21 protein-coding genes are annotated in these 23,818 nt (G+C 71.1%); 11 read left to right on the top strand and 10 right to left on the bottom strand.

The window, feature by feature from the left end; all coding sequences use genetic code 11:
• Positions 1-27: 27 nt before the first annotated feature.
• Positions 28-948, bottom strand: a complete 921-nt coding sequence (locus ABD211_RS06200) for a cation diffusion facilitator family transporter (RefSeq protein WP_344127140.1) — start codon at positions 946-948, stop codon at positions 28-30.
• 201 nt (positions 949-1,149) lie between these two features.
• On the opposite strand from ABD211_RS06200, the gene ABD211_RS06195 reads away from it, so the two are divergent.
• Positions 1,150-1,821 (top strand): hypothetical protein, encoded by a 672-nt coding sequence (locus ABD211_RS06195; RefSeq protein WP_344127138.1) that lies wholly within the window; start codon positions 1,150-1,152, stop codon positions 1,819-1,821.
• On the opposite strand, the gene ABD211_RS06190 is transcribed toward ABD211_RS06195, so the two are convergent.
• The 6 genes from ABD211_RS06190 to ABD211_RS06165 form a co-directional block, all read right to left on the bottom strand.
• Positions 1,795-3,321: a family 20 glycosylhydrolase gene (locus tag ABD211_RS06190; protein ID WP_344127136.1), complete on the bottom strand. Its 1,527-nt coding sequence runs from the start codon at positions 3,319-3,321 to the stop codon at positions 1,795-1,797. The two genes, ABD211_RS06195 and ABD211_RS06190, sit on opposite strands and share 27 nt — an antisense overlap.
• A gap of 228 nt (positions 3,322-3,549) precedes the next feature.
• A complete protein-coding gene (locus ABD211_RS06185; protein ID WP_344127134.1) occupies positions 3,550-4,188 on the bottom strand; it encodes a hypothetical protein in 639 nt (212 codons plus the stop codon).
• A gap of 24 nt (positions 4,189-4,212) precedes the next feature.
• Positions 4,213-4,998 carry a carbohydrate ABC transporter permease gene (locus ABD211_RS06180; protein ID WP_344127203.1) on the bottom strand — a complete coding sequence of 262 codons (786 nt, stop codon included), beginning with the start codon at positions 4,996-4,998 and terminating at the stop codon, positions 4,213-4,215.
• Between the two features lie 80 nt (positions 4,999-5,078).
• A complete protein-coding gene (locus tag ABD211_RS06175; RefSeq protein WP_344127132.1) occupies positions 5,079-6,050 on the bottom strand; it encodes a carbohydrate ABC transporter permease in 972 nt (323 codons plus the stop codon).
• A gap of 82 nt (positions 6,051-6,132) precedes the next feature.
• Positions 6,133-7,398 carry an ABC transporter substrate-binding protein gene (locus ABD211_RS06170; protein WP_344127130.1) on the bottom strand — a complete coding sequence of 422 codons (1,266 nt, stop codon included), beginning with the start codon at positions 7,396-7,398 and terminating at the stop codon, positions 6,133-6,135.
• A gap of 59 nt (positions 7,399-7,457) precedes the next feature.
• Positions 7,458-8,555, bottom strand: coding sequence for a LacI family DNA-binding transcriptional regulator (locus ABD211_RS06165; protein ID WP_344127128.1), 1,098 nt, complete (start codon positions 8,553-8,555; stop codon positions 7,458-7,460).
• Positions 8,556-8,808: 253 nt separating this feature from the next.
• On the opposite strand from ABD211_RS06165, the gene ABD211_RS06160 reads away from it, so the two are divergent.
• The 5 genes from ABD211_RS06160 (at position 8,809) to ABD211_RS06140 (ending at position 15,530) form a co-directional block, all read left to right on the top strand.
• Positions 8,809-10,113, top strand: a complete 1,305-nt coding sequence (locus tag ABD211_RS06160; protein WP_344127126.1) for a Gfo/Idh/MocA family protein — start codon at positions 8,809-8,811, stop codon at positions 10,111-10,113.
• 71 nt (positions 10,114-10,184) lie between these two features.
• On the top strand, positions 10,185-11,615 hold the full coding sequence (uxaC, locus tag ABD211_RS06155) for a glucuronate isomerase (protein WP_344127124.1): 1,431 nt from the start codon (positions 10,185-10,187) through the stop codon (positions 11,613-11,615).
• Positions 11,612-12,925: an enolase C-terminal domain-like protein gene (locus tag ABD211_RS06150; RefSeq protein WP_344127122.1), complete on the top strand. Its 1,314-nt coding sequence runs from the start codon at positions 11,612-11,614 to the stop codon at positions 12,923-12,925. Before uxaC ends, ABD211_RS06150 begins: the two co-directional genes overlap by 4 nt.
• A complete protein-coding gene (locus ABD211_RS06145) occupies positions 12,913-14,394 on the top strand; it encodes a mannitol dehydrogenase family protein (protein ID WP_425560363.1) in 1,482 nt (493 codons plus the stop codon). The genes ABD211_RS06150 and ABD211_RS06145 overlap by 13 nt, the downstream gene beginning before the upstream one ends.
• Positions 14,391-15,530: a Gfo/Idh/MocA family protein gene (locus ABD211_RS06140; protein ID WP_344127118.1), complete on the top strand. Its 1,140-nt coding sequence runs from the start codon at positions 14,391-14,393 to the stop codon at positions 15,528-15,530. The genes ABD211_RS06145 and ABD211_RS06140 overlap by 4 nt, the downstream gene beginning before the upstream one ends.
• 211 nt (positions 15,531-15,741) lie before the next feature.
• Here the strand turns inward: ABD211_RS06140 and ABD211_RS06135 are convergent, their stop codons facing one another.
• Positions 15,742-16,239, bottom strand: coding sequence for a GNAT family N-acetyltransferase (locus ABD211_RS06135; RefSeq protein WP_344127116.1), 498 nt, complete (start codon positions 16,237-16,239; stop codon positions 15,742-15,744).
• Positions 16,240-16,566: 327 nt separating this feature from the next.
• On the opposite strand from ABD211_RS06135, the gene ABD211_RS06130 reads away from it, so the two are divergent.
• A complete protein-coding gene (locus tag ABD211_RS06130; RefSeq protein WP_344127113.1) occupies positions 16,567-18,231 on the top strand; it encodes a pectate lyase family protein in 1,665 nt (554 codons plus the stop codon).
• A 464-nt stretch (positions 18,232-18,695) separates the two neighbouring features.
• Here the strand turns inward: ABD211_RS06130 and ABD211_RS06125 are convergent, their stop codons facing one another.
• Positions 18,696-19,253 carry a dihydrofolate reductase family protein gene (locus ABD211_RS06125; RefSeq protein WP_344127111.1) on the bottom strand — a complete coding sequence of 186 codons (558 nt, stop codon included), beginning with the start codon at positions 19,251-19,253 and terminating at the stop codon, positions 18,696-18,698.
• Positions 19,254-19,397: 144 nt separating this feature from the next.
• Between ABD211_RS06125 and ABD211_RS06120 the strand changes: the two genes are divergently transcribed.
• Positions 19,398-19,730 (top strand): YciI family protein, encoded by a 333-nt coding sequence (locus tag ABD211_RS06120; protein WP_344127109.1) that lies wholly within the window; start codon positions 19,398-19,400, stop codon positions 19,728-19,730.
• The gene (locus tag ABD211_RS06115) at positions 19,720-20,994 is read left to right on the top strand and encodes an RNA polymerase sigma factor (protein WP_344127107.1); all 1,275 of its coding nucleotides are present in this window, start codon (positions 19,720-19,722) and stop codon (positions 20,992-20,994) included. The genes ABD211_RS06120 and ABD211_RS06115 overlap by 11 nt, the downstream gene beginning before the upstream one ends.
• A gap of 51 nt (positions 20,995-21,045) precedes the next feature.
• Here the strand turns inward: ABD211_RS06115 and ABD211_RS06110 are convergent, their stop codons facing one another.
• Entirely contained in the window at positions 21,046-22,323 is a 1,278-nt protein-coding gene (locus tag ABD211_RS06110) for a hypothetical protein (RefSeq protein WP_344127105.1), read from the bottom strand.
• A 295-nt stretch (positions 22,324-22,618) separates the two neighbouring features.
• Between ABD211_RS06110 and modA the strand changes: the two genes are divergently transcribed.
• On the top strand, positions 22,619-23,383 hold the full coding sequence (gene modA / locus ABD211_RS06105) for a molybdate ABC transporter substrate-binding protein (protein WP_344127201.1): 765 nt from the start codon (positions 22,619-22,621) through the stop codon (positions 23,381-23,383).
• A gap of 153 nt (positions 23,384-23,536) precedes the next feature.
• Positions 23,537-23,818: pectate lyase (locus tag ABD211_RS06100; RefSeq protein WP_344127103.1), on the top strand; the 282-nt coding region annotated here is incomplete at its 3' end.

Below are 23,818 nucleotides of genomic sequence, written 5' to 3'. Positions count from 1 at the left end.
CCTAACGACTGTTGTGGGAATTCGGCCCTAGGGAGCTGCCCGGCCGATCGGCAGGAGATCCGGGCCGGCGTGGTCGACCTGCAGCGTGGTGTGGGTGAGCCGGTAGCCCTCATAGAGCTCGGCCTCGATCGCCAGCCGGGCGCCGTGGCAGTCCAGCTCCGGCCGGACGAGCACGTGCGCCGACAGCGCCGGCTCGCCCGACGTGATCTCCCAGACGTGCAGGTCGTGCACGTCCACGACGCCCTCGACCGCGCGCATGCGCGCGTTGATGCCGGCCGGCTCCAGGCCGCGCGGCGCCCGCTCCAGCAGCACCCGACCGCTGTCGCGCAGCAGGGCCAGCCCGGCCTTGAGCATGAGGGCCACCACGATGAGCGACGCGATGGCGTCCGCCCCGGTGAAGCCGGTGAGCAGGATGACCGCGCCCGCCGCCGCCGTGGCGATGAACGCCGCGAGGTCGGTGAGGATGTGCTGGTACGCCCCCTCGATGTTGAGGCTGCGCCGGTTGGCCCGGCCGATGAGCACCGTGGCGACGAGGTTGACCACGATGCCGGCCAGGGCCGTCCACAGCACGGCCGCGCCGGCGACCTCGCCGGGGTCGAGCAGCCGCAGCACCGCCTCGACGCCGAGCCACCCGGCGAGCAGGATCAGCGTGATGCCGTTGGCCTGCGCGGAGAGGATCTCGGCCCGCTTGAGCCCGTACGTGTACCCGCCGCGCGGCGGGCGGGCCGCGAGCCGCATCGCGAGCAGGGCCAGCGCGATGGCAGCCGCGTCGGTGAGCATGTGCGCGGCGTCGGTGAGCAGGGCGAGCGAGCCGGCCGCGAAGCCCACGACCACCTCGACGGCCATGAACGCGAGGATCAGTGCGAGCGCCCACACCAGCAGGCGCCGGTCGGTGGTGGCCGACACCTTCGGGCCGTGCCCGTGATCATGGTCGTGTCCGGCGCCCATCGCTCCCCTTTCGCTGCCCGGAGCCAATCTATGCGGACATTGCAATGAGTGCAATCGATTGTGGCGCCGCTCCCTCGTACGGCGACGCGAAACTCGCGGGAACCGGCCGCCTCCCGCGGCCGACCCATGTGATGGCGGAGGATCGACGGGCCGCACGATCGAGGGTAGGCGGGCCGCGCCCGCCCCACGAAGGGGAGACCGATGACCAGATGGGCCCTGCGCGCCGCCGCGGTCGCGGTCGGCGTCGTCGCCGCGCTGCCCGTGGCCGGCGTGGCGTCCGCGCACGTCGAGGTCGAGGCCAGCAACGCCCGGGCCGGGGCCACCAACGTGACGCTCACCTTCGACGCCGAGGCGGAGTCCAGCGAGTCCGGCATCAAGTACGTCCGCGTCATCCTGCCCGAGGGCATCGCGCCCGCCGACGTCAGCCTGGTCTCGGCGCCGTCCGGCTGGACGCTGGCCACCACCGTCGACGGCTACCAGATCGGCGGCCTCTCGCTGCCCGTCGGTCGCAACGTCGTGCACAAGGTGAAGGTCAAGCAACTGCCCGACGCGCGGTCGCTGACGTTCAGGTCGCTCGTCACCTACGCCAACGGCGACGTGGACCGCTGGATCGGCGACCCCGACAGCGCCAACCCGGCGCCCGTACTCAACCTGCAGGCCGCCGCGCCCGCGACGTCAGCCGCACCGACCACCGCCGCCCCGACGTCGGCCGCGCCCGAGCCGTTCGACTCCCTGAGCATCGCGCCGACCACGCCGACCATCGTGACCACGGACTCCAACAACTGGTGGTGGTGGGTCGTGGGCCTCGCGGTGCTGCTGGGGGCCGGGCTGGCCGGCCTCCTCGCGTCACGCCGGCGGCGCGCCGGCTCCTGACGCGACCGGCCAGTCCACCCGGGGCGAGCGGTAGTAGGCGATCCCCAGGGCGTCCCAGCGCGCGGCGTGCGCGGTCAGCCGGTCGCGCATCGACGACCAGTCCCGCGCCGTGCGCGGCGACCAGCCGACCTCCGCGATCACCGGGAGCCGCGGGAACGCGAGCTCGTCGAGGTCTGCCGCCGTGGCCGCGGTCTCCGTCCACAGCGGCGACTCCACCCCGAGTACGTGCTCGTCGGCCACGCCCGGCAGGTAGTCGCCCGGGTCCCAGCCGTACGCGTCGTCGACCTCGATGTAGCCCGCCCAGTGCAGGCCCAGCCGGTCGCCGGGGGCGTACTGCATGTCGAGGTAGGTGAGGTTGGCCGGCGACATGATGACCCGGTTGCCCCGCCCGGCGGCCGCGACGACCTCCGGCGCGTCCCGCGTGGTGCCCCAGAACTGCACCACCGTCGACGGGTCCAGCGGACCCTCGGCCGCCTCGTGCCACCCGATGGGCGTCTTGCCGTGGGCGCGCACCATCTGCTGCGCGCGGACGAGGATCTGGTCGTACTCCTCGCGGGTGGTGTTCTTGGCCTCGTCCCCGCCGAGGTGCAGGTAGGGGCCGGGGGTGAGCGCCGCGACCTCGCCGAACACGTCGTCGAGGAACCGGTACGTGCGCGGGTTGTCCGCGACCAGCGAGCTGAACCCGACCTCGATCCCCGTGTACCGGGGCACCGCGACGCCGTCGCGGGTCAGCTCCGGATACGCGGCGAGCGCCGCGTTGGTGTGCCCAGGAAGATCAATCTCTGGTACGACGGTGATGAAGCGCTCCGCGGCGTACCCGACGATGCGGCGGTAGTCGTCCCGCGTGTAGAAGCCGCCCGGCCCGCCGCCGACCTCGGTCCCCGCGCCGTAGGCGGTGAGCCGCGGCCAGGTGGCGATCTCCAGCCGCCACCCCTGGTCGTCGGTCAGGTGCAGGTGCAGATGGTTGACCTTGTAGAGCGCGGCCTGGTCGATGTAGCGCTCCACGTCCGCCACAGCGAAGAAGTGCCGCGCCACGTCGAGCATCACGCCCCGGTAGGCGAACCGCGGCCGGTCGCTGACGCGCACGCCGGGAACCGTCCACGGGCCGGCGACCCGCTCCCGCCCCTCGATCGTCACGGGCAGCAACTGCCGCAGCGTCTGCACCCCGCGGAACAGCCCCTCCGCCGCCGCGGCGGTGATCGTCACGGTGCGCCCGTCGGTCGAGATCCCGTAGGCCTCGTCGCCGCCGGGCAGGGCCGTGAGGCGCAGCGCGATGCCAGGGCCCGCCGGGGCCGCCGCGTCGAGGACCACGACGGGCAGCGCCAGTCCCGTCGCGGGGCGCAGCAGCCCGGCCAGGTACTCCCCGACGCCCACCGCGTTCGGGTCCGCGGCGATCACGGCGTCGTCGCCGAGCGTCACGTCCGTGCCGACGATCGCTTCGATCTCCGCCGGCACCGGAATGACCGCCGGCAGTCCTGCCTGCGTGCGTGCGTCGTCCATGGTCCCCCGCCTCCGATGAGCCAGACCCCGTTGTCGCGCCCATCGTAACTGTAAAGACTCTTAACACAAACACCCTGGGCCTTTTGAATGATTCGGTCCACATTTGTGTGAACTACCGGGCTGTGGCAGACAGCCCTCTGAAGATCGCCGTTCGCGCCGAAAACCCCCGCCCCAGCGCGGTTTCGTACCCCGGACGCCGATCATCCCGGCCGCGCGGTACCGGACGAGTCAGGCCGGGAGGAAGCGGCGGGCCACGACGTGGAGGGCGAAGAGCGCGTAGCCGAGCAGGATCGGGGCGCAGACAGGGATCAGCACCGCCAGCAGCACGGCGAGCGACAGGACGCCGCCCTCCGCGAGCGCCACGACCGGGCGGCGCAGGGCCACGTCCACGGCGGCGCGGGCGGCGGAGCGCCAGCCCTTGCCGCCGGCGCGGCCGATCTCGACGAGGGTGAGCCCGGCGACGCCGAGCACCAGGACCCCGACGATCGTGGTGGCCGCGATGAGTGCGCCGCCGCCGGGGACGGTGCCCTCGCGCAACAGCTGCAGGTTCAGCGCGAACAGCCAGACCAGCACGAGAGCGACGACGCTCGCGCCGAGGCCGGGCAGGATGCCGCGGCCGAACCGGCGCGCCGAGTCGCCGGTCGACGGGAAGCGTTCGGTGCGGCAGAACTCCGCGATGGCGGCGCTCGCCGTAGCGAGCGCCGCGCCAGCGGTGACGATCGGCGCCGCCACCACGAAGGTGACGATGCCGGCGAGCGCCAGGTCGGCACCGTTGCGCAGCGTGTCGCGCCAGTCCCGCCCCGCCCCGATCTCCGGTTCGGAGTCGGGCTCGGGGGTGGGGGCAGGGTCACGACGCCGCGTCGACATGCCGGCCATCATGGCGCACCCCCGTCAGCCCTTGAGGCCGGAGGTGTTGATGCCCTGCACCAGCATGCGCTGGAAGGCGACGAAGAAGATGAACACCGGCAGCAGCGACAGCACCGACATCGCGAACATCGGGCCGATGTCGCTCTGGCCGCTGGAGTCCAGGAAGCCGCGCAGGGCGACCGGGACGGTGCGGTCGTCAAGGTCGTTCAGGTAGATCAGCTGCGGCAGGAAGTCGTTCCACGTCCAGATGAACGAGAAGATCGCGGTGGTCACCAGCGCCGGCCTGGTCAGCGGCAGGATCACGTGCCAGAAGATCCCGTACGGGCTGCAGCCGTCCATCTTGGCCGCCTCGTCCAGCTCGCGCGGGATGCCCCGCATGAACTGCACCATGAGGAACACGAAGAACGCCTCGGTGGCGAGGATCTTGGGCAGGATCAACGGCCACGGCGTGTTGATCATGTCGAAGTCTTTGAAGATGATGAACTGCGGAACCATCAGCACGTGGTGCGGCAGCAGCAGCGTGCTGATCATGATCGCGAAGTAGAGCCCGCGACCGACGAACTTCAGCCGCGCGAAGGCGTACGCCGCGACGCAGCACGACACCATGTTCGCCAGCACCGTCGCACCCGCGATGAGGGCGCTGTTGGTGAAGAACGTGGCGAAGGTGACGCCGGTGAAGCCGTTCCAGCCGTCGCTGTAGTTGCTCCACGTGACGTTCCTCGGCAGGACGGAGAGGTTGCTGAGGATCTCGGTGGGCGACTTCAGCGACGTGCCCAGCAGCCAGGCCAGTGGGTAGAGCACCACGGCCATGATGGCCAGCAACGCCGCCCACCGCGCGAGGTTGGTGCCCGCACTCACCCGGTCGCCGGGAAGCACAGCGGTTTCGGTGCTCACTTGTCGCCTCCGTCGCCGTAGTGCACCCAGAACTTGCCGGTCGAGAAGAGCAGCACCGTGAGCGCGCCGACGGCGATCAGGAACACCCAGGCCATGGCCGAGGCGTACGCCATCTTGAACTCCGTGAAGCCCTTGATGTAGAGGTACAGCGTGTACATGAGGGTCGAGTCGGTCGGCCCGCCGGTGCCGCCACTTACGACGTACGCGGACGTGAAGCCCTGGAAGCCGTGGATCGTCTCCAGCACCAGGTTGAAGAAGATGACCGGCGACAGCGCGGGCAGCGTGACGTGCCAGAACGAGTTCCACCGCGTCGCCCCGTCGACAGCCGCGGCCTCGTAGAGCTCCGGCGGCACCTGCTTCAGGCCCGCCAGGAAGATCACCATAGGCGCGCCGAACTGCCACATGCCGAGCAGGATGATGGAGCTCAGCGCCCAGTCGGGGTCGTTCACCCACGCCTTGCCCTCGATGCCGAAGAGCCCGAGGAAGGAGTTGAACGCGCCGTTGCGGCTGAACATCGCCTGCCAGAGGATGGCGATCGCGACGCTGCCGCCCAGCAGTGACGGCAGGTAGAACAGCGCGCGGAACAGGCCGATGCCGCGACGCTCGCGGCGCAGCAGGAGCGCGACGCCCAGGGCGGCGGCCAGTTTGAGCGGCACCGCGACGAGGGCGTAGATCAGGGTGACCTGCACGGCGTGCCAGAAGTGCGGGTCGTTCGTGAAGATCTTCTTGTAGTTCTCGAACCCGATCCAGTTGCTGTCACCGAACAGTTCGTTGTCGGTGAAGCTCAGGTACAGCGAGTAGAACATCGGAACCGCGGTGATGAACATGAAGCCCAGCAGCCACGGCGACAGGAAGGTGTAGCCCGCCACGTTCTCCCGCCGGCGCATCAGCGCGGCGCGACGATTCGTGGGAGTACGGCCGTTGCGCGGTTCGCGCACGGGCGGTGCCGGTGCCTGGGTGAGGGCCACCGTCGGTTCTCCTCTCGGGCCGTCCGTGGCACGGCCGGTTGCTGCCGTGCCACGGACGGGTTCGATACGTCGTGGGTTGCGACTAGCCGCCGATGGCGGCCTTGGCGTCCGCGACGAAGGCGGCAGCCGCCTCGGCCGGGGTCGCCTTGCCGTACTGCACGGTCTCCGCGGCCTTGACCAGCGCGGCGCGGACACCGCTGTGGCCCTTGATCGGCGGCGGCGGGGCCTGGCCGAACTTCGGGGTCATCTCGTTCTCGAACGCGACCGTGACCTTCATCTGCGCCGTCAGGTCGGGCTCGATGGCCTTGCGCAGGTCGGTGTTCGACGGCAGACCGCGGTCGGTACCAAGGATCTTGGCGGCCTCGGGGTCGTTGACGAAGAAGTTGATGACGTCGGCGACCACGTCCTTGTGCTTGGTCCCCTTGAACGCCGACCAGTAGAGCGCGGCCCGGGCCCACTGGGCGCTCGGGTCACCCGGGTAGGCCACCACACCGAGCTCGTGGTCGGTGTTCTTGGCCAGGTCGGGCATCTGGTTCGACCACATGAACGACGTGCCGGCGTTCTTGGTGACGACCAGCTGCTTGGTGGCGTCGCCACCGTTCGCGGCGTGGATCAGGTCGGCCGTGGGGGTGGCCTTCTTGGCGGCCGCGCCCTTCCACAGCTCGAACCACGCGGTCACGTCAGCCTCGGTGAAGCCGAGCTGGCTGCCGCTGTAGAGGTCCTTCTTCTGCTGGCGCAGCCACATCCAGAACGCCTTGTAGTCGGCGGACGGGTCCATGGTGCCGTAGACGTCCTTCAGCCCGGCCTTCTGCGCGGCCGCGGTGACCTGGGCGCCCCAGTTGATGAGCTCGTCCCAGCTCATGCCGGTCCTGGGCTCCGGCAGCTTGAGCTGAGCCAGCAGGGTCTTGTCGTAGACCATGGCGGGGGTGTTCTCACCGGTGGCGATGCCGAACGACTTGCCGTCGATCTGGCCGTACTTGGCCAGGCTCTCCGGGAACTTGGAGGTGTCGATCTTCTTCGACGCGACCAGGTCGGACAGGTCCATGGCGATGCCACGGGCCGAGTACTCGCCGAGGAAGTTGTCGTCCATCTGGAAGATGTCCGGGGCGTTGCCGCCGGCGGCCTGGGTGGCGAGCTTCTCGAAGTAACCCTGGTTGCCCTGCCAGGTCGGCTTGAACACCACGTCGGGGTGCTTGGACGTGTAGAGGTCCAGCGCCTTCTGCGTGGTGGTGGCGCGGCTCTCGGCTCCCCACCAGAAGATGGAGATCTCGGTCTTGCCGCTGCCCTTCTCGTCGTCGCCGCAGGCTGCCGCGCCAAGGGCGACGGGAAGCACCGCGGCAGCGGCCACCAGGGCTCGGATCAGGCGCGGGCGCCGGGGGGATGGGACTTTAGCGGGGTGCATTGCGCTCACTCCTTGACGTAGGACGCGACGGGTCCGGGTGCGGCCGTGGCCGCGTAGCCGGGGTCCGCAGGCAGATGCGGTCCCGGTCCCGTGGAGTCGCGGATGACCAGTTCGGTCTGGAGCGTTACCTGTGCGGTGGTGCGACGGCCGTCGACCGCTCCCACGCCCACGCCGGGCCGCGCGGTGCGCGCCACGGGTGCGTTGTCGTGCTGGAGCAGCATGTCGACGGCCGCCCGTCCGGCGGCCGCTGTGGGGGTGGCCACCGTCGTCAGCTTGGGTCGGGTGCGGCGGCTCGGGGCGATGTCGTCGATGCCGACAACGCTGATCTCCTCCGGCACCCGGACCCCCAGCGAATCGAGTTCGTCGAGCAGCCCGATCGCCATCAGGTCGTTGTAGGCGAGCACGGCCGTGCAGCCGACGCGGCGGACCTGGTCCGCCGCGGCCGCGCCGCCGTCCTCGGTGGGCGGGTTGGGGCCGAGCACGGTCAGGTCGGCCCCCGCGGCTCGCGCCGCCAGCAGGGCCGAACGCCGGATCTCCCGGCTGGTCCATGACCCGCGCGGCCCGCCCAGCAGGGCGATCTCGCGGTGGCCGAGGCCGGCCAGGTGTTCGATCGCGTCACGAGCGCCCTGCCCCACGTCCATGACGACGGAGGGCAGGCCCGTGACAAGCCGGTTGATGACGACGAGCGGCACCTCGCGGCTGCACTGTTCGATAAGGCTGTTGCTCATCCGCGGACTGCACAGGAGCACGCCGTCGACCTGCTTGGCCATGGCGAGGACGAGCTCCTCTTCGGCTGTGGCGTCCTCGTTCGTGTCCGCCACGAAGATGTGGTAGTCGCGCTGACGGGCCTGGCTCTCCGCCGCCTTGATGAGCGGCGGGAAGAATGGGTTGGCGATGTCCGCGACGATCAGGCCGACGTTGTGCGTGCGGCCGGTGATCAGGGCTCGCGCCGCCCGGTTGGGTCGGTAGCCGAGGCTCTCGGCGGTCGCCAGCACCCGGCTGCGGGTCTCCGGGTTGACCAGGTGCGGCGCCGAGAACGTGCGGGACACGGTGGAGATGTGCACGCCGGAGGCCCGCGCTACGTCACGGATGGTGGCCGGCACGGCGCCTCCCTTTCTCGGTGCGTTGTCGTCCTGGGACAGTGGCTCGGATGGATGGCCAATTAATGCAAACGGTTGCTCCGGTGTCAACGGTCATGTGTTGCCGTTTGGTTACAGGTAAGCGCTATCCTGAGCTGTAGACTCGCCCAAATCGGGATGTTCTCGGTCGACTTGAAACGAGCCGTTGACGCAGGAGCCATCGACATGGTTACTTCTCCTGCAAACCTTTGCAGCCCCTGGGGAGGCGTGGATCCCGATGCCTACCGACCAACCCAACGGTCGTACCCGCTTCGCGATCGTTGGCACCGGTGCGCGGGCCGAGATGTTCGCCCGCGCCATCGCCACCGAGCACGCCGCCACCGCGGAGCTCGTGGCGCTGGCCGACGTCAACCAGATCCGCATGGACACGCACAACCGCCACCTCGTGGCGCTCGGCGCACCCGCCGTGGCCACGTACCCGGCGGAGGAGTTCCGCGCCATGCTCGCCCGCGAGCGCGTCGACGTGGTGCTCGTGACCAGCGTCGACCGCACCCACGACGAGTACATCGTGGCCGCGCTCGAGGCTGGTCGCGACGTCATCACCGAGAAGCCGATGACGGTGGACCTGCCGCGCTGCAAGCGGATCCTCGAGACCGCGGCGCGCACCGGCCGGCACGTCACCGTGGCCTTCAACTACCGGTACAACCCGGTCCACGAGAAGGTGCGCGAGCTGCTCGCCGCCGGCACCATCGGCGAGGTCGGCTCGGTGCACTTCGAGTGGCTGCTCGACGTGCGCCACGGCGCCGACTACTTCCGCCGCTGGCACCGGGAGAAGGCCAACTCGGGCGGCCTGCTCGTGCACAAGTCGACGCACCACTTCGACCTGGTCAACTGGTGGCTGGGCGCCCGCCCCGAGACGGTGTACGCGCAGGGGCGGTTGTTCCTCTACGGCGCGGAGGCCGGTGCCCGGCACGGGTACGCGCGCGACTACGACCGCGCGTACGCCTCGCCGGCGGCCGACGACGACCCGTTCGCCATCCACCTCGCGACCAGCCCGTCGCTGCGCGAGCTGTACCTGGAGGCGGAGTCGCTCGACGGCTACCACCGCGACCGCAACGTGTTCGCCCCGGGCGTCACCATCGAGGACGACCTCGCCGTGCTCGTCCGCTACGACACCGGCGCCACGATGAGCTACCACCTCACGGCGTACGCGCCGTGGGAGGGCTACCGCGTCATGTTCAACGGCTCGGCCGGCCGCCTCGAACTCGAGGTGGTCGAGTCCGACCACGTCAGCCTCGCGAGCCCCGCCGGGGAGCACGGATACCAGAACCTGTTGGTACGCCCGTACTGGCGCCCGCCGTACGAGGTCGACATCTCGGGGCACGCGCGAGAGGGGCACGGTGGGGCCGACGCCCGGCTCACCACGGTGCTGTTCGGGCGCGACCGCCACGCCGTCGACCCGCTCGGCCGGGCCGCCACCGAGCGGGACGGCGCCGCCTCCCTGCTCACCGGGCTCGCCGCCAACCTGTCACTCGAGTCGGGCCTGCCGGTGCACGCCGCTGACCTGCTCGACCTGAGCTGATCGACCGCGCGGGCCCGGGGCCGCCCGCCGCGCTCGACCCGCTCGCTCGACCGCACGAAGGAGAACCCGCAGTGCCCAGCGACATCCTCTTCCCGAGCGACCCCGCCCAACGGGGCCTCGCCCGGGAGCTGTACGCCCTCGCGGCCGACCAGCCGATCATCAGCCCGCACGGCCACGTGGACCCGGCGATCCTCGCCGACGACGCGCCGTTCCCGGACCCGGCCCGGCTGCTCATCGTGCCCGACCACTACCTGACGCGGATGCTGCTCAGCCAGGGGGTGACGCCGGCCCGGCTGGGCGTGCCCACGGTCAACGGCGAGCCGGTCGAGACGGACGGGCGGGCGATCTGGCGTACCTTCGTCGACCACTGGCACCTCTACCGGGGCACCCCGTCGCGGCTGTGGCTGGAGCGGACCTTCGAGACCGTCTTCGGCGTGACCACGAAACTGCGCCCCGACACGGCCGACGAGGTGTACGACGCGATCGCGGCGAAGCTGGCCGAGCCGGCGTTCCGGCCGCGCGCGCTGTTCGAGACGTTCAACATCGAGGTGCTCGCCACCACCGAGTCGCCGCTGGACGACCTGCACCACCACGCAAAGCTCGCGGCCGACGGCTGGGGCGGCCCGGGCGGACGCGTCATCACGACCTTCCGCCCCGACAACGTGGTGGACATGGACTGGGCCGGCTGGGCCGACCGGGTCGCCCACCTCGGCGAGCTGACGGGCGAGGACACCACCACCTTCGCCGGGTACCTCGCCGCACTGCGGCAACGCCGCGAGGCGTTCATCGCCGCCGGCGCGACGTCCAGCGACCACGGGCACCCCACCGCCCGCACCCTGAACCTCACCCCCGCCGAGGCGGAGGCCCTGCTGCACCGCGGCCTGGCCGGCGAGGCGAGCCCGCTGGACGCCGAGGCGTTCCGGGCGCACATGCTCGTCGAGTTCGCCCGCATGTCGATCGAGGACGGGCTGGTCCTGCAACTGCACCCCGGCTCGGTGCGCAACCACAACGCGTGGCTGCACGCCACGCACGGGCGCGACGTGGGTGGCGACATCCCCCACGCCACGGAGTACACCCACGCCCTCGCGCCGTTGCTCGACGCGTACGGCAACGACCCGCGCCTGCGGGTGGTGCTGTTCACCCTCGACGAGTACACGTTCTCGCGGGAGCTGGCGCCGCTCGCCGGCGGGTACGCCGCCCTGTTCCTCGGGCCGCCGTGGTGGTTCCTGGACTCCCCCGAGGCCATGCGCCGCTTCCGCGAGTCGGTCACCGAGACCGCCGGCTTCTACAACACCACCGGCTTCGTGGACGACACCCGCGCGTTCTGCTCGATCCCGGTGCGCCACGACGTGGCCCGCCGGGTCGACGCGGCGTTCCTCGCCCGCCTCGTGGCGGAGGACCGGCTGCCGCTCGACGAGGCCGCCGAGACGATCGTCGACCTCGCGTACCGGCTGCCCAAGCGGATCTTCCGCCTGGACCACACTGAGAAAGAGACAGCATGACCACCACCATCATCGCCGTCGACGTCCACGACGTGCGCTTTCCCACCTCGCTGACCGGCGACGGCTCCGACGCGATCAACCGGGGCGACTACTCGGCGACCTACGTCGAGCTGCGCACCGACGACCCGTCCGGCGCGGTCGGCGCGGGCTTCACCTTCACCAACGGGCAGGGCAACGAGATCACCTGCGCGGCCGTGCGGGCGTTCGCGCCGACGCTCGTCGGCCGTACCCTCGAGGATTTCATCGCGGAACCGGTGGCCTTCTCGCGCAGCCTGACCGCCCACCCGCAGTTGCGGTGGCTCGGCCCGGAGAAGGGCGTCATCCACATGGCCACCGGCGCGATCATCAACGCCGTGTGGGACCTGCGGGCCAAGCTCGCCGGGGTGCCGCTGTGGCGGCTGCTCGCCGAGATGCCGACCGACGAGCTGGTCGCGTGCGTCGACTTCAACCACATCACCGACGCGATCACCCCGGCCGACGCGGCCGCGATCCTGGACAAGGGCCGGGTCGGCTATGAGGAGCGGCTGGCGGGGCTGGAGAGCGACGGGTTCCCGTCCTACACCACGTCGGTGGGGTGGCTCGGCTACCCCGACGACAAGGTGCGGGCGCTGACCCGGCAGGCGTACGCCGAGGGCTGGCGGGCCATGAAGATGAAGGTCGGCGGGCCGCTCGCCGACGACATCCGGCGCGCGGAGATCATCCGGTCGGAGATCGGGCCGGACGCGCTGCTCATGATGGACGCCAACCAGGTGTGGGACGTCGACGTGGCGATCGCGGCCATGAAGGAGCTCGCCGCGTTCAACCCGTACTGGATCGAGGAGCCCACGCACGCCGACGACGTGCTCGGCCACGCCCGCATCGCGGAGGCGGTCCGGGGGTTCACCAACGGGACCTGCCACGTGGCCACCGGCGAGGCCGGCGCCAACAAGGTCATCTTCAAGCAGCTGCTGCAGGCCAACGCGATCGGCATCATGCAGATCGACTCCTGCCGGGTGGCCGGCGTCAACGAGGTGCTCGCCGAGATCCTCATGGCCGCGAAGTTCGGCGTGCCGATCTGCCCGCACGCCGGTGGCGTGGGCCTCTGCGAGTACGTACAGCACCTCGCGATCTTCGACTACCTGCGCGTCGGCACGTCCCTGGACGGCCGCATGGTCGAGTACGTCGACCACCTCCACGAGCACTTCGTCGACCCGGTACGCACCCGCGAGGGCCGCTACCTGCTGCCCGAGCAGCCCGGCTACAGCGCGACGATGAAGCCTTCCTCCATCGCCGAGTACTCGTTCCCGGACGGGCCGGTGTGGGCCAGGTGACCGAGCGACTCTCGCTCGCGACCGTTGGGCGGGTGCCTTCCGGCGCCCGCCCCGCGGTGCTGCCGGGCGACGTGCGGGCCGGCATCGTGCACCTCGGGCTCGGCGCCTTCCACCGCGCCCACCAGGCCGTCTACACCGAAGCGGCGATCGCCGCCGGTGGCGGGGACTGGGGCATCGTCGGGGTCGCGCCGCGCAGCCGCGACGTGCTGCGCGCCATCGCCGAGCAGGACGGGCTGTTCAGCGTCGTCACCCTCGACGGCGGCGGGGCCAGCGCGAAGGTCATCGGGGCGTTCGCCGGCCTGCGGCACGCCGCGAGCGACCCGGGCGGCGTCGTCGGGCTGCTCGCCGACCCCGACATCCGCGTCGTGACGCTCACCGTCACCGAGAAGGCGTACGCCCTGGACCCGGCGACCGGCAAGCTCCGCGACGACCCCGAGGTGCACGCCGACCTGACCACCGACCGCGCGCCGACGACGGTGCCCGGGCTGCTCATCGCCGGGCTGCGCGCCCGCGCCGCCGCCGACGCCGGGCCGGTCGCCCTGGCCAGCTGCGACAACCTGCCGACCAACGGCGAGCGGCTGCGCGGCCTGATCACCCAGGCCCTGATCGTCGCCGGCGACGACCGGGCGGCCGCGTGGGTCGCCGCCAACGTGTCGTTCCCGTCGTCGATGGTCGACCGCATCGTCCCCGCCGCCACACCGGACACCCTCGCCCGCGCCGAGGCCGCGCTCGGCGTGGTCGACCTCGCGCCGGTGCCCGCCGAGCCGTTCATGCAGTGGGTCATCGAGGACGACTTCCCCGGCGGCCGGCCCGCGTGGGACCTGGCCGGCGCGACGATGACGACGGACACCACGCCGTACGAGCACCTGAAGCTGCGCGCGCTCAACGGCGTGCACTCGACGATCGCGTACCTCGGGGCGCTGGCCGGGCGCGAGTACATCGCGGACGCGCTGGCGATACCCGGGATGGTGGATCTGTTGCGTCGCATGATCGCCGAGGACATCGCGCCGAGCCTCGAACCGCCTGCGGGCGTCTCTGTCATCGAGTACGGTGAATCCGTGCTGAGTCGGTTCGCCAACCCCGCCATGGGGCACCGCACGTTGCAGGTGGCCATGGACGGCACGCAGAAGCTGCCGCAGCGCGTGCTGCACGGCATGCTCGACCGCCGCCGGGCCGGGGCGTCGCCGCGCTGGGGGGCGCTCGTCGTGGCCGCGTGGATGCGCTTCGCCGCCGGCGTCGCCGACGACGGTCGCGAACTGCCGCTCGACGACCCGCTGGCCGGGCCGGTGCGGGCCGCGCTGGCCTCGGCCGGCGAGAAGCCCGACGAGATCGTCGCGGCGCTGCTCGGCCTGCGTCAGGTGTTCCCCGCCGAGCTGGCCGAGGACAAGGTCGTCCGCGACCTCATCGCCGACTGGCTCGGCGACCTGAGCGCCCACGGCGCGGCCGCGACGATCGTGGGCGCCCGATGAGCCGTGTCGCGCTGATCGGTGCCAACGGGCACGGGTTGTGGCACCGGCGGCGGATCGCGCCGTTGCACGAGGCCGGACGGCTCGACCTCGTGGCGCTCGTCGACGTCAAGGAGGTCGCGCCCGCCGAGGGCGCGCCCATCCCGGACGGCACGGCGATCCTCACCGACCATCGCGAGCTGCTCTCGGCGTACTCCCCTGATGTTGTGGTGATCTGCACGCCGCCGCACACGCACCTGCCCATCGCGTCGGACTGCCTGCGCGCGGGCGCCGACGTGCTGCTGGAGAAGCCGCCCGTGGTCGACGTCGCCGACCACCACGCGCTCGCCGACGTGGTCGCCGAGACGGGCCGGGCCTGCCAGGTCGGCTTCCAGGCGCTGGGTTCGGTCGCGCTCGCCCGGCTGCGCGCGGCCGTCGCGGCCGGCGGGCTGGGCATGCTCACCAGCGTGTCGGTGGTCGGGTCGTGGCAGCGCTCGGACGCGTACTATGCGCGGTCGCCGTGGGCCGGCAGGCGCAGCATGGGCGGCAACCCGGTGCTCGACGGCGCGCTGGCCAACCCGTTCGCGCACGCGGTCATGCAGGCGCTGGCCATCGCCGGCTCGTCGCCCGCGTCCGTGGAACTCGACGCCTACCGCACCCGGCCGATCGAGGTGGACGACACCGCCACACTGCGGGTCACGCTCTCCTCGGGAGTGCGCATCCTGGTGGCGGTCACGTTGTGCGGCGAGGAGTTCATCCCCGGCATGGTCACCGTGACCGGCACGGACGGCACGGCCAAGCTGGAGTACCCGACGGACCGGCTCGCCATGCCCGCCGACGCGGACCTGCGCGACGTGCCCGGCCGGGTGGGCCTGCTGGAGAACCTGCTCGACCACCGCGCCGACCCGACGGGCGTGCCGCTGCTCGCGCCGCTCGCCGACACCCTGCCGTTCACCGCGGTCCTGGAGGCCATCCGCGCCGCCGGCACGCCCCCGTTGGTAGACCCGGCGTTCGTCACGGTCACCGGCGAAGCCCCGGAGATCCACCACACCATCCCGGGCATCAACGACGCGCTGCTGCGGGCAGGTCGCGACGTCTCGCTGCTCAGCGAACTGGACGTCCCCTGGGCAACCGGCAAAGCGGCGACTACCTCGGTCTGACGCGCGGCCGGCTGCCGACCGCGCAGTGGTAGCAGTGCTCCACCACGTCGTCGTGGTTGTACCACTCATGGTCGCCGCAGTCGGCCTTCCCTTTGTCGGCCACCGTCAGGCAGGCCGCACTGGCGGGGCATACATCGCGCTCCGTCACATTTTCCACAACGCTGCCACTTCGGTTCAGCAGGAGTTCGCATTGGTTCGGCACACGACCCAGTCACAGCGGACGTGAGTAGCGGATCTCAGCGAGGCCGCGCCACGGCCGGGTCAGGCCGGGATCGCTGGTGAATCCTTCGCGCTCGTAGAACCGACGGGCCGGTTCGAACCGCTCGACCGCCCACACCAGACACCGCTCCCGTCCCGTCGATGCCAGCCAGGCGAGCGCGTCGGCGACCAGCAACCGGCCGGCGCCGCGCCGTTGGGCTGCGGGATGGACGTACAACGCCAGCAGTTCGCCGCTGTCGGCATCGCCAGACCCGTCGGGCGGCCCGCTCCAGGCGTAGCCGACCACCCTGCCGTCCCCGACCGCGACCGCCACCCGTTGGTCCGGTCGCCGGCTGGCGCGCGCCCAGTTGTCCGCGGTTCGGACGGGATCGAGGCCGGCGACCACCTCCGGGATCCAGGCGCCGTAGGTCGCCTGCCACGCGGCCCGTTGCACCGCCGCGATCGCGGGTCCGTCGTCGGGGCCAGCGGCACGGATCACAAGACTCGACATGGCTGCCCACCATACGCAACCGCGGACCCGCCGACGTTTGGCCAATTACGTGCGGAGCTTAGCGCGCGATGACCACACGTAACTGGCCAAACGTTGGCGATCCCGCCGTCACGGCAGGCCGGCGGTCATCGACGACGCCGCTGCAACAAACCTGCACATTCGCGGCATTGACTTCGATCAGTAACGATGTCAGTTTGTTGGGAACAGGAATGCGCTTTCCTCTTCGCACTACCGGTACGTGGTGACGTCGCGCCGCCCAGGAGCAGGCGTGACGGCGCCGCGCGGCTGTCGCGCTCACGGCAGCCGGTAGCTCAGGGAGGCACGTTCATGCACGTCCCGTTCCGCCGGCGCACCACTACGCCGGCGTCCACCACCAGACGACGCGCCTGGTCGGCCGTCGCGGGAGGTAGCGCGGTGGCTCTGGTCACCGCGCTGCTCGTCACCATCGGCGGCACGGCCGAGGCGGCCGTCCTGTTCAGCGACAACTTCGAGGACGGCAATGCGAACGGCTGGTCCAAGACGAACGGCAGCTGGTCGGTCGTGTCCGACGTGTCGTACGTCTACCGCCAGGGCAGCACGGGCGCCGACGCCCGGGCCATCGCCGGTGCGGGCTCCGGCAATGGCACATCCGTCAGCGCGCGGGTCAAGCCGATCGCGTTCCGGTCCGGCGGCGGCAACGCCGTCTCGCTGCTGTCCACCGCGGGCAGCCTGACCAGTTACTACTACGTGGCGCTGCGCAGCTCGAACACCATCGAGGTCGGCAAGCGCACCACGTCCGGCCTCACCGCCCTGGGCTCGGCGAGCTTCACGGTGACCCCGGGCACCTGGTACACCCTGACGCTCAACACGAACCTGCTGGCCAGCGGCCAGATCATCGGCTCGGTCGCCGGCGGCCCGAGCGTCACCGTCACCGATTCCAGCCCGCTCACCGGGACCGGCAAGGTCGGCTTCGGCACGCTCTACGCCAGCGCCTCGTTCGATGACGTGACGCTCTCCAACAACCTGATCATCGAGCCGCCCACGTCGGCCCCGCCGACCACGGCCGGCCCGACGACCGGCGGACCCGGCCCGGCGCAGACCGGCCTGGTCGGCTTCGCCACCGTCAACGCCTGGGGCCAGAACGGCACCACGGGCGGCGCCGGCGGCCCGAGCGTCACGGTGTCCACGGCCGCGCAGTTCATCGACTACGCGACGCGCACCGGGCCGTACACGATCTTCGTGAGCGGCATGATCTCGCTGTCGGCGATGCAGAACGTGTCGTCGGACAAGACGATCATCGGGCTGGGCACAGGCTCCGGGTTCACCGGGTACGGCCTGAACATCGGCATCCCGATCGACGACGCCATCACGTCGCCGCCCGCCAACGCGGTGAAGAACATCATCATCCGGAACCTGGTCTTCACCGGGTCCGGCGACGACGCGATCAACGTGCAGATGTTCTCGCACCACATCTGGATCGACCACAACGACCTGTGCTGCGGGTACGACGGTCTGATCGACATCAAGCGCGGCTCGAGCTACGTGACGGTGTCGTGGAACCACACCCACAACCACAGCAAGAACATGCTGCTGGGCCGCGACGACGGTGACACGGCGCAGGACACCGGCCGGCTCAAGGTGACCTACCACCACAACTGGTTCAACCGCACCCCGCAGCGCAACCCGCGCGTGCGCTTCGGCGAGCCGGTACACATCTTCAACAACTACTACGTCTACAACACCGACGTGGGCGTCGCCTGCCAGGCCAACGCCGGCTGCCTGGTGGAGGGCAACTACTTCGCCGACGTCGAGGAGCCCGTCACCAACAGCTACGCCGGCCCGGCCGGCCGGTGCGTGGCCCGCAACAACGTGTTCGTCGGCGAGTCCGGCAGCCCCGACTGCTCCGGCACGGTCCAGGAAGCCAGCGGCTACTACAGCTACACCCTGGACGACCCGAACGCGGTGAAGAGCATCGTCTCCGCCGGCGCGGGCGTCGGGAAGATCGGCTACTAGGCCCAACCGTCCCCCCGGTGTCCTACCGGGTCCCGGGGCCCGTGTCCGGGTGCGGTGGAGATGACCCCACCGCATCCGGGCCGGGCCGCCGTCCTCCCTCGAAAAGGCGGCGTCAACAACATCACCCAGGTGGGCTCGTTCACCAGCCCGCCGTACTCGGCGGGAGAACCCAGGCGAGCGCGTCCGCGCCCGATAGGACGCCGTCGACGCGATAAGGGCGGTGAAGCCGGCCGGCAACAGCAGGAACCCACGGTGGCCGGGCCTCCGCCGGTCCCGCCAACTGTGAACATCTGGCGAGGCGCGGCTTTAGCGCTCCGCCAGAAGGGCACATCCGGTCGGCAGACACGCCGCGGCCGCCAAAGGATGCGACCGCTTGGCGACGTCGCCGTCGCCCCGGCAGGCCCGGGGCGGGCGCCGCGCGTGGCCTAGGGCGATGCGGCCTCAGTCGGGCGAGGAGTGGCAGGTCAGGCGGGGTGGTAGGTCTGGTGGAGGACGCCCGTGGTGAAGGTCGCGGAGCTGGCCAGGGTGAGCGGGATCGTCGGGCCGTCCTGCTCGAACAGGCGCTGACCGTGGCCCACCACGATGGGGTGGACCAGCAGGGACAGCTCGTCAACGAGGCCGGCGCGCAGCCGCGCCCGGGCGAGCGTGACGCTGCCCGGCGCCAGGATGTCACCGCCGGGCTGCTCCTTCAGTCGCCGTACCGCCGCGATGAGGCCCCCCGGCGTGGGGTCCGCCTTCAGCAGGGTCGAGTTGTGCCAGGTCAGGTCGGTCAGCGTCCGGGACACCACGACCTTGGCGGGCCGGTTCATCATGGCCGCGCCCGGGGCGTCGGCCGGCGCGTCGGCGAACGCCGCCGCGAAGGTCTCGTACGTCACCCGACCCAGCAGCAGTGTGTCCGCCGCCGCGCTGTTCGTCCCCATGACGGCGAACATCTCCTCGTTGACGTACGGGAAGTGCCACTGATCGGGCGCCTCCACGACGCCGTCGAGCGAGATGAACTGGGCCACCACGAGCTTGCGCATCGCTGTCTCCTCCGGTGTTCGCGGCGGCCCGTCGCCGCCCGCTACCGGTGCGTCGATCGGCCCACCGCCGATTCGACACGTGCCGCGAGAATTTTCGGGGCCGTGTTTGGATAGGGGCGACGGATCACCCGACGGAGGTCGACAGTGCGGTTCCTCATGACGATCAACGGCGGCGGGCCGACGCCGGACGAGCAGCTGTACGCCGAGATGGGCCGCTTCGTCGAGGAGCTGAGCCGCGCGGGCACCCTCGTCGCCACGGGCGGCCTGGACCCGAACGGCACCCGGATGTCCGCCACGGGCGGCCGGGTGACCTTCACCGACGGGCCGTACGCGGAGTCGAAGGAGACCATCGCGAGCTTCGCGCTGGTGGACGTCGCCACGAAGGGGGAGGCGCTGGCGCTCGCCGAGCGGTTCTGGGCCATCGTGCGCGACGGCGAGGGCGACATGCGCCTGGTGTACGGCCCCGATGGACCCTGACGTCGCGGCCGTCATCGACCGCGTGTGGCGGGCGGAGTCCGCGCGCATCGTGGCGGGTGTCGCGGGCGTGGTGCGCGACGTGGGGCTCGCCGAGGAACTGGCGAACGACGCCCTGGTCGCCGCGCTGGAGCAGTGGCCGGCCGAGGGCGTCCCGGACAATCCGGGCGCCTGGCTGATGCTCGCGGCACGGCGCCGGGCCGTCGACCGGATCCGTCGCGATGTGCGCCTGCGGGAACGCGTCGGCCAGTTGGGTCATGAGGCGCACCAGCGCCAGCAGGCGGACGCCTTCAACGGCCTGGCCGACTTCGACGCCGCCGTCGATGACGACGTACTCAAGGATGATCTTCTGCGGTTGATCTTTGTGTCGTGTCATCCGGCGGTGGCGGCGGACGCGCGGGTGGCGCTGACGCTGCGGGTCCTCGGCGGGCTGTCCACGGCCGAGATCGCGCGCGGGTTCCTGACGTCGGAGCCGACGGTCGCGCAGCGGATCGTGCGGGCCAAGCGGACGCTCGCGGACAAGCGGATCCCGTTCGAGGTGCCCGAGCCGGCCGAGCGGGCCACCCGGCTGGCGTCCGTCCTGGAGGTGCTCTACCTGATCTTCAACGAGGGGTACTCGGCGACGGCCGGCGACGACTGGTTGCGGCCCGGGCTGTGCGAGGAGGGCCTGCGCCTGGCGCACCTCCTGGCCGAGTTGGCGCCCACCGAGCCGGAGGTGTTCGGGCTGCTGGCGCTCATGGAGATCCAGGGCTCGCGGCTCGCCGCGCGGGTCGACCCGGCGGGTGCGCCCATCGCGCTGGACGACCAGGACCGCGGCCGGTGGGACCAGGCGATGATCCGACGGGGGTTCGCCGCGCTGCTGCACGCCGAGCGGCTGCTCGCGTCGACGACCGCGGGTCCGTACGTGTTGCAGGCCGCGATCGCGGCCTGCCATGCGCAGGCCCGCACCGCCGGGCAGACCGACTGGGGCCGCATCGCGGCGCTCTACGACCGCCTGGCCACGCTCGCCCCGACGCCCGTGGTGGAGCTCAACCGGGCCGTCGCCGTGGCCATGTCCGCGGGCCCGGCCGCCGGGCTGGAGATCGTCGACCGGCTCGCCGCCGAGCCGGCACTCCGGGAGTACCACCTGCTGCCCGCGGTCCGGGCCGACCTGCTCGGCCGGCTGGGGCGGCACGAGCAGGCGCGCGCCGAGTTCGAGCGGGCCGCCGCGTTGACGGCCAACGCCCGGGAGCGGGCCGTTCTGCTCGACCGGGCCGCCCGGACATAGAAACGCCGCGCCGGACGTGGTGGCGTCCGGCGCGGCGCTGGGCAGTGACGGCTACTGCGGGAAGTCGCCGCCGTCGACGTCGCTGGTCGAGGCGTTGCCGCCGACCGACTTCGTCAAGGTGATCGACCAGGCCTTCGTCGACGAGAAGACGAACGTGTCGTCGAACTTCGAGTACCCGCAGTTGCGGGTGAAGCTCTTGGCGTTGCGGTCGTAGTCGGTGCCCGAGGCCATGTAGACCAGGTAGGTACCGCTGGGGATGTTGTTGACGGTGAACGACTTGCTCGGGCCCACGTACACGACGATCGACGCGGTCTTCGAGCCCTTCTTGACCAGGCTGATCGTGCCCGGGTCGCTGCTGTTCTTGATCTTCAGGTAGCTCGGGCCGCCGCTGGCGCGCTTGAGGTACGTGCCGTTGGACAGCGTGCGCGCCTTCGAGGTGCCGGGCAGCCAGGTGCCGGCCCTGTACGGGTGCGCGGCGTCGTCCTCGGCCAGCTCCTTCGCGGCGCTGCGCACCGTGGCGGCGGCGCTCGAGTTGCGGATGGCGGGCAGCGCGGCCGCGGCCGGGCAGGACGAGCGGCCGTCCTTCATGCTGCTCACCTCGCTGCGCAGGGTCTGCAGCGCGGTGATGTAGCTCATGTGCGCGCCAGCCGTCGCCGGGCCGGGGGTCGCCGTGGCCTGCAGGAGCGTGATCGCCGACCCGACCGCGGTGTCGAACTGGGTCGCGGCGCTGACGGCGGCCGACTTGCTCGTCGCCTTGGCCAGCGCCTGGTACGCCGGGGCGATCGTGTCGTCGGCCTGCTTGAGCACCGCCTGGTACTGCTCCGGCGACACGGACGCCGCCGTGGTCGGCGCGAGCGTGCGGCCCGAACCGCCCGTGGTCGACAGCGGGCTCGACCCGGACTTCGGGTCGGTGTCGGTGTTGACGAAGCGGTAGCCGAGGAAGCAGCAGCAGGAGACCAGCAGCAGCGCGACGACGCCCAGCACGATGAACAGGGTCGTGTTCTTCTTGCCGGGCGGCGGCGCGACGGGCTGACCGGGGAACCCGCCGTACGGGGGCTGGCCCTGGAACGGCGGTTGGCCACCGTACGAGGGCTGGGCGCCGTAGGGCTGACCGGGCGAGGCGGGCGGGCCCGAGGTCTGCGCCCCGTAGGGCGGCTGACCCGGCGACGCCGGCTGACCCGGGTACGCGGGCTGGCCGGGGTAAGCGGGCTGACCGGGGTAGGTGGGCTGACCAGGGTATGCCGGCTGGCCGGGCTGCGGCGCCGACCCGTATGTCCACGGTGGAGGTTCGTTCGCCGGAGCGCCCCCGGGCTGCGTGCCATCACTCATGACGCGACAGTATGGTGCCGCCGTGCGACACCATCAACCCGGTCAATCACCGGACAGTTAGCTACGGGAACGTCCGTGTCGGGCCGACCTGCGGCTCCGTCCTTTCCTGATCACGACACCTGATCACGCACCGGACAGACCGTGTCCCGAAACACAGTCGCCCCCGGACCCGTTCACCTGCCGCGTACACCATGGCAGAACTCTTTGCTGGTTTGTAGATGCTAGGTGCGTTGCCTATCCGGCCTTGAGGATGCGACAGTTCCACTGGACCTCAGGAAAGGTGGCGAGCGTGACGATCCGAAGGGCCATCGCGGCCGTCGCGGCAGCGGGCCTGCTCCTCGTCGGCGGTTGCGCCGAGGACACTCCGGACAAAACGAGTGAGAAGCAGAGCGCGGTGACCGTGTTCGCGGCGGCGTCGTTGACCGAGGCGTTCACGCGGATCGGCAAGGACTTCGAGGCGGCCCATCCGGGCACGAAGGTGACGTTCAGCTTCGCGGGCAGCTCGGCGCTGGCGACCCAGATCGGCCAGGGCGCGCCGGCCGACGTGTTCGCCTCGGCCAGCCCGACGAACATGCAGACCGTGGCCGACGGCGGCGGCGTGGCCGACGCGCCGGTCACGTTCGCCCACAACCAGCTCGTGATCGCCACGGCGAAGGGCAACCCGAAGGGCATCAGGGTGCTCGCCGACCTGACGGCCGCGGGCACCAAGGTGGCGCTGTGCGCGGAGCAGGTCCCCTGCGGCGCGGCGGCGAAGAAGGCGCTCACCGCGGCCAACGTGACGCTGACCCCGGTCACTCTCGAACAGGACGTCAAAGCGGCCCTGTCGAAGGTGCGCCTCGGCGAGGTGGACGCGGCGCTGGTCTACCGGACGGACGCCAGGGCGGCCGCGGCCGACGTGGACGCCGTCGAGTTCCCCGAGTCGGCCGGGGCGATCAACGACTACCCGATCGCGGTGCTCAAGGCCGCGCCCAACGCGGCGGGGGCGAAGGCCTTCGTCGACTACGTACGGTCGCCGCAGGGTCTCGTCGTGCTGACCACCGCGGGGTTCCAACAACCCTGACGCGCGCGCCGTTGATCCATAACAGCGCTGCCGGCGTTAATTCGCGCCTCGCGAATCGCCGGCGGCACTGACCTTTTCCGGGCCGGCTACCAGGACTTTCGCGGTGCCGAAACTTACACGGAACCGAAAGTTGTCGACCCGGCTTCATCGACGTTGACAGACCCGAGCGGCACGATCTCGGTGTCGGGCACGTACGACGGCGGCATGAAGCGCATCTGCTGCATCGGCGACGGCGGCCAGTCCGAGTCCCAGGACCCCGTCTTCGAGCTCGCCAACGGCGCGACCATCAAGAACGTCATCGGCGGCGGCGCCAAGTCCGCGACCGACAAGCTGTTCCAGCACAACGGCAACGGCACCGTCAACATCTCCGGCTTCTACGCCGAGAACATCGGCAAGCTCTACCGGGCGTGCGGCAACTGCACGAACAGCTACACC

It is taken from the genome of Luedemannella flava (genome assembly GCF_039528515.1).
Classification (GTDB): domain Bacteria; phylum Actinomycetota; class Actinomycetes; order Mycobacteriales; family Micromonosporaceae; genus Luedemannella; species Luedemannella flava.
Note: the sequence above shows the minus strand (reverse complement) of the source record. Positions and strands in the feature narration are given on the sequence as shown.

Coding starts and splice junctions, on each gene's coding strand:
- ABD211_RS06200 (WP_344127140.1), bottom strand. CDS start 948: ATGGGCGCCGGACACGACCATGATCACGGGCACGGCCCGAAGGTGTCG.
- ABD211_RS06195 (WP_344127138.1), top strand. CDS start 1,150: ATGACCAGATGGGCCCTGCGCGCCGCCGCGGTCGCGGTCGGCGTCGTC.
- ABD211_RS06190 (WP_344127136.1), bottom strand. CDS start 3,321: ATGGACGACGCACGCACGCAGGCAGGACTGCCGGCGGTCATTCCGGTG.
- ABD211_RS06185 (WP_344127134.1), bottom strand. CDS start 4,188: ATGTCGACGCGGCGTCGTGACCCTGCCCCCACCCCCGAGCCCGACTCC.
- ABD211_RS06180 (WP_344127203.1), bottom strand. CDS start 4,998: ATGGCCGTGGTGCTCTACCCACTGGCCTGGCTGCTGGGCACGTCGCTG.
- ABD211_RS06160 (WP_344127126.1), top strand. CDS start 8,809: ATGCCTACCGACCAACCCAACGGTCGTACCCGCTTCGCGATCGTTGGC.
- ABD211_RS06150 (WP_344127122.1), top strand. CDS start 11,612: ATGACCACCACCATCATCGCCGTCGACGTCCACGACGTGCGCTTTCCC.
- ABD211_RS06140 (WP_344127118.1), top strand. CDS start 14,391: ATGAGCCGTGTCGCGCTGATCGGTGCCAACGGGCACGGGTTGTGGCAC.
- ABD211_RS06135 (WP_344127116.1), bottom strand. CDS start 16,239: ATGTCGAGTCTTGTGATCCGTGCCGCTGGCCCCGACGACGGACCCGCG.
- ABD211_RS06130 (WP_344127113.1), top strand. CDS start 16,567: ATGCACGTCCCGTTCCGCCGGCGCACCACTACGCCGGCGTCCACCACC.
- ABD211_RS06125 (WP_344127111.1), bottom strand. CDS start 19,253: ATGCGCAAGCTCGTGGTGGCCCAGTTCATCTCGCTCGACGGCGTCGTG.
- ABD211_RS06115 (WP_344127107.1), top strand. CDS start 19,720: ATGGACCCTGACGTCGCGGCCGTCATCGACCGCGTGTGGCGGGCGGAG.
- ABD211_RS06110 (WP_344127105.1), bottom strand. CDS start 22,323: ATGAGTGATGGCACGCAGCCCGGGGGCGCTCCGGCGAACGAACCTCCA.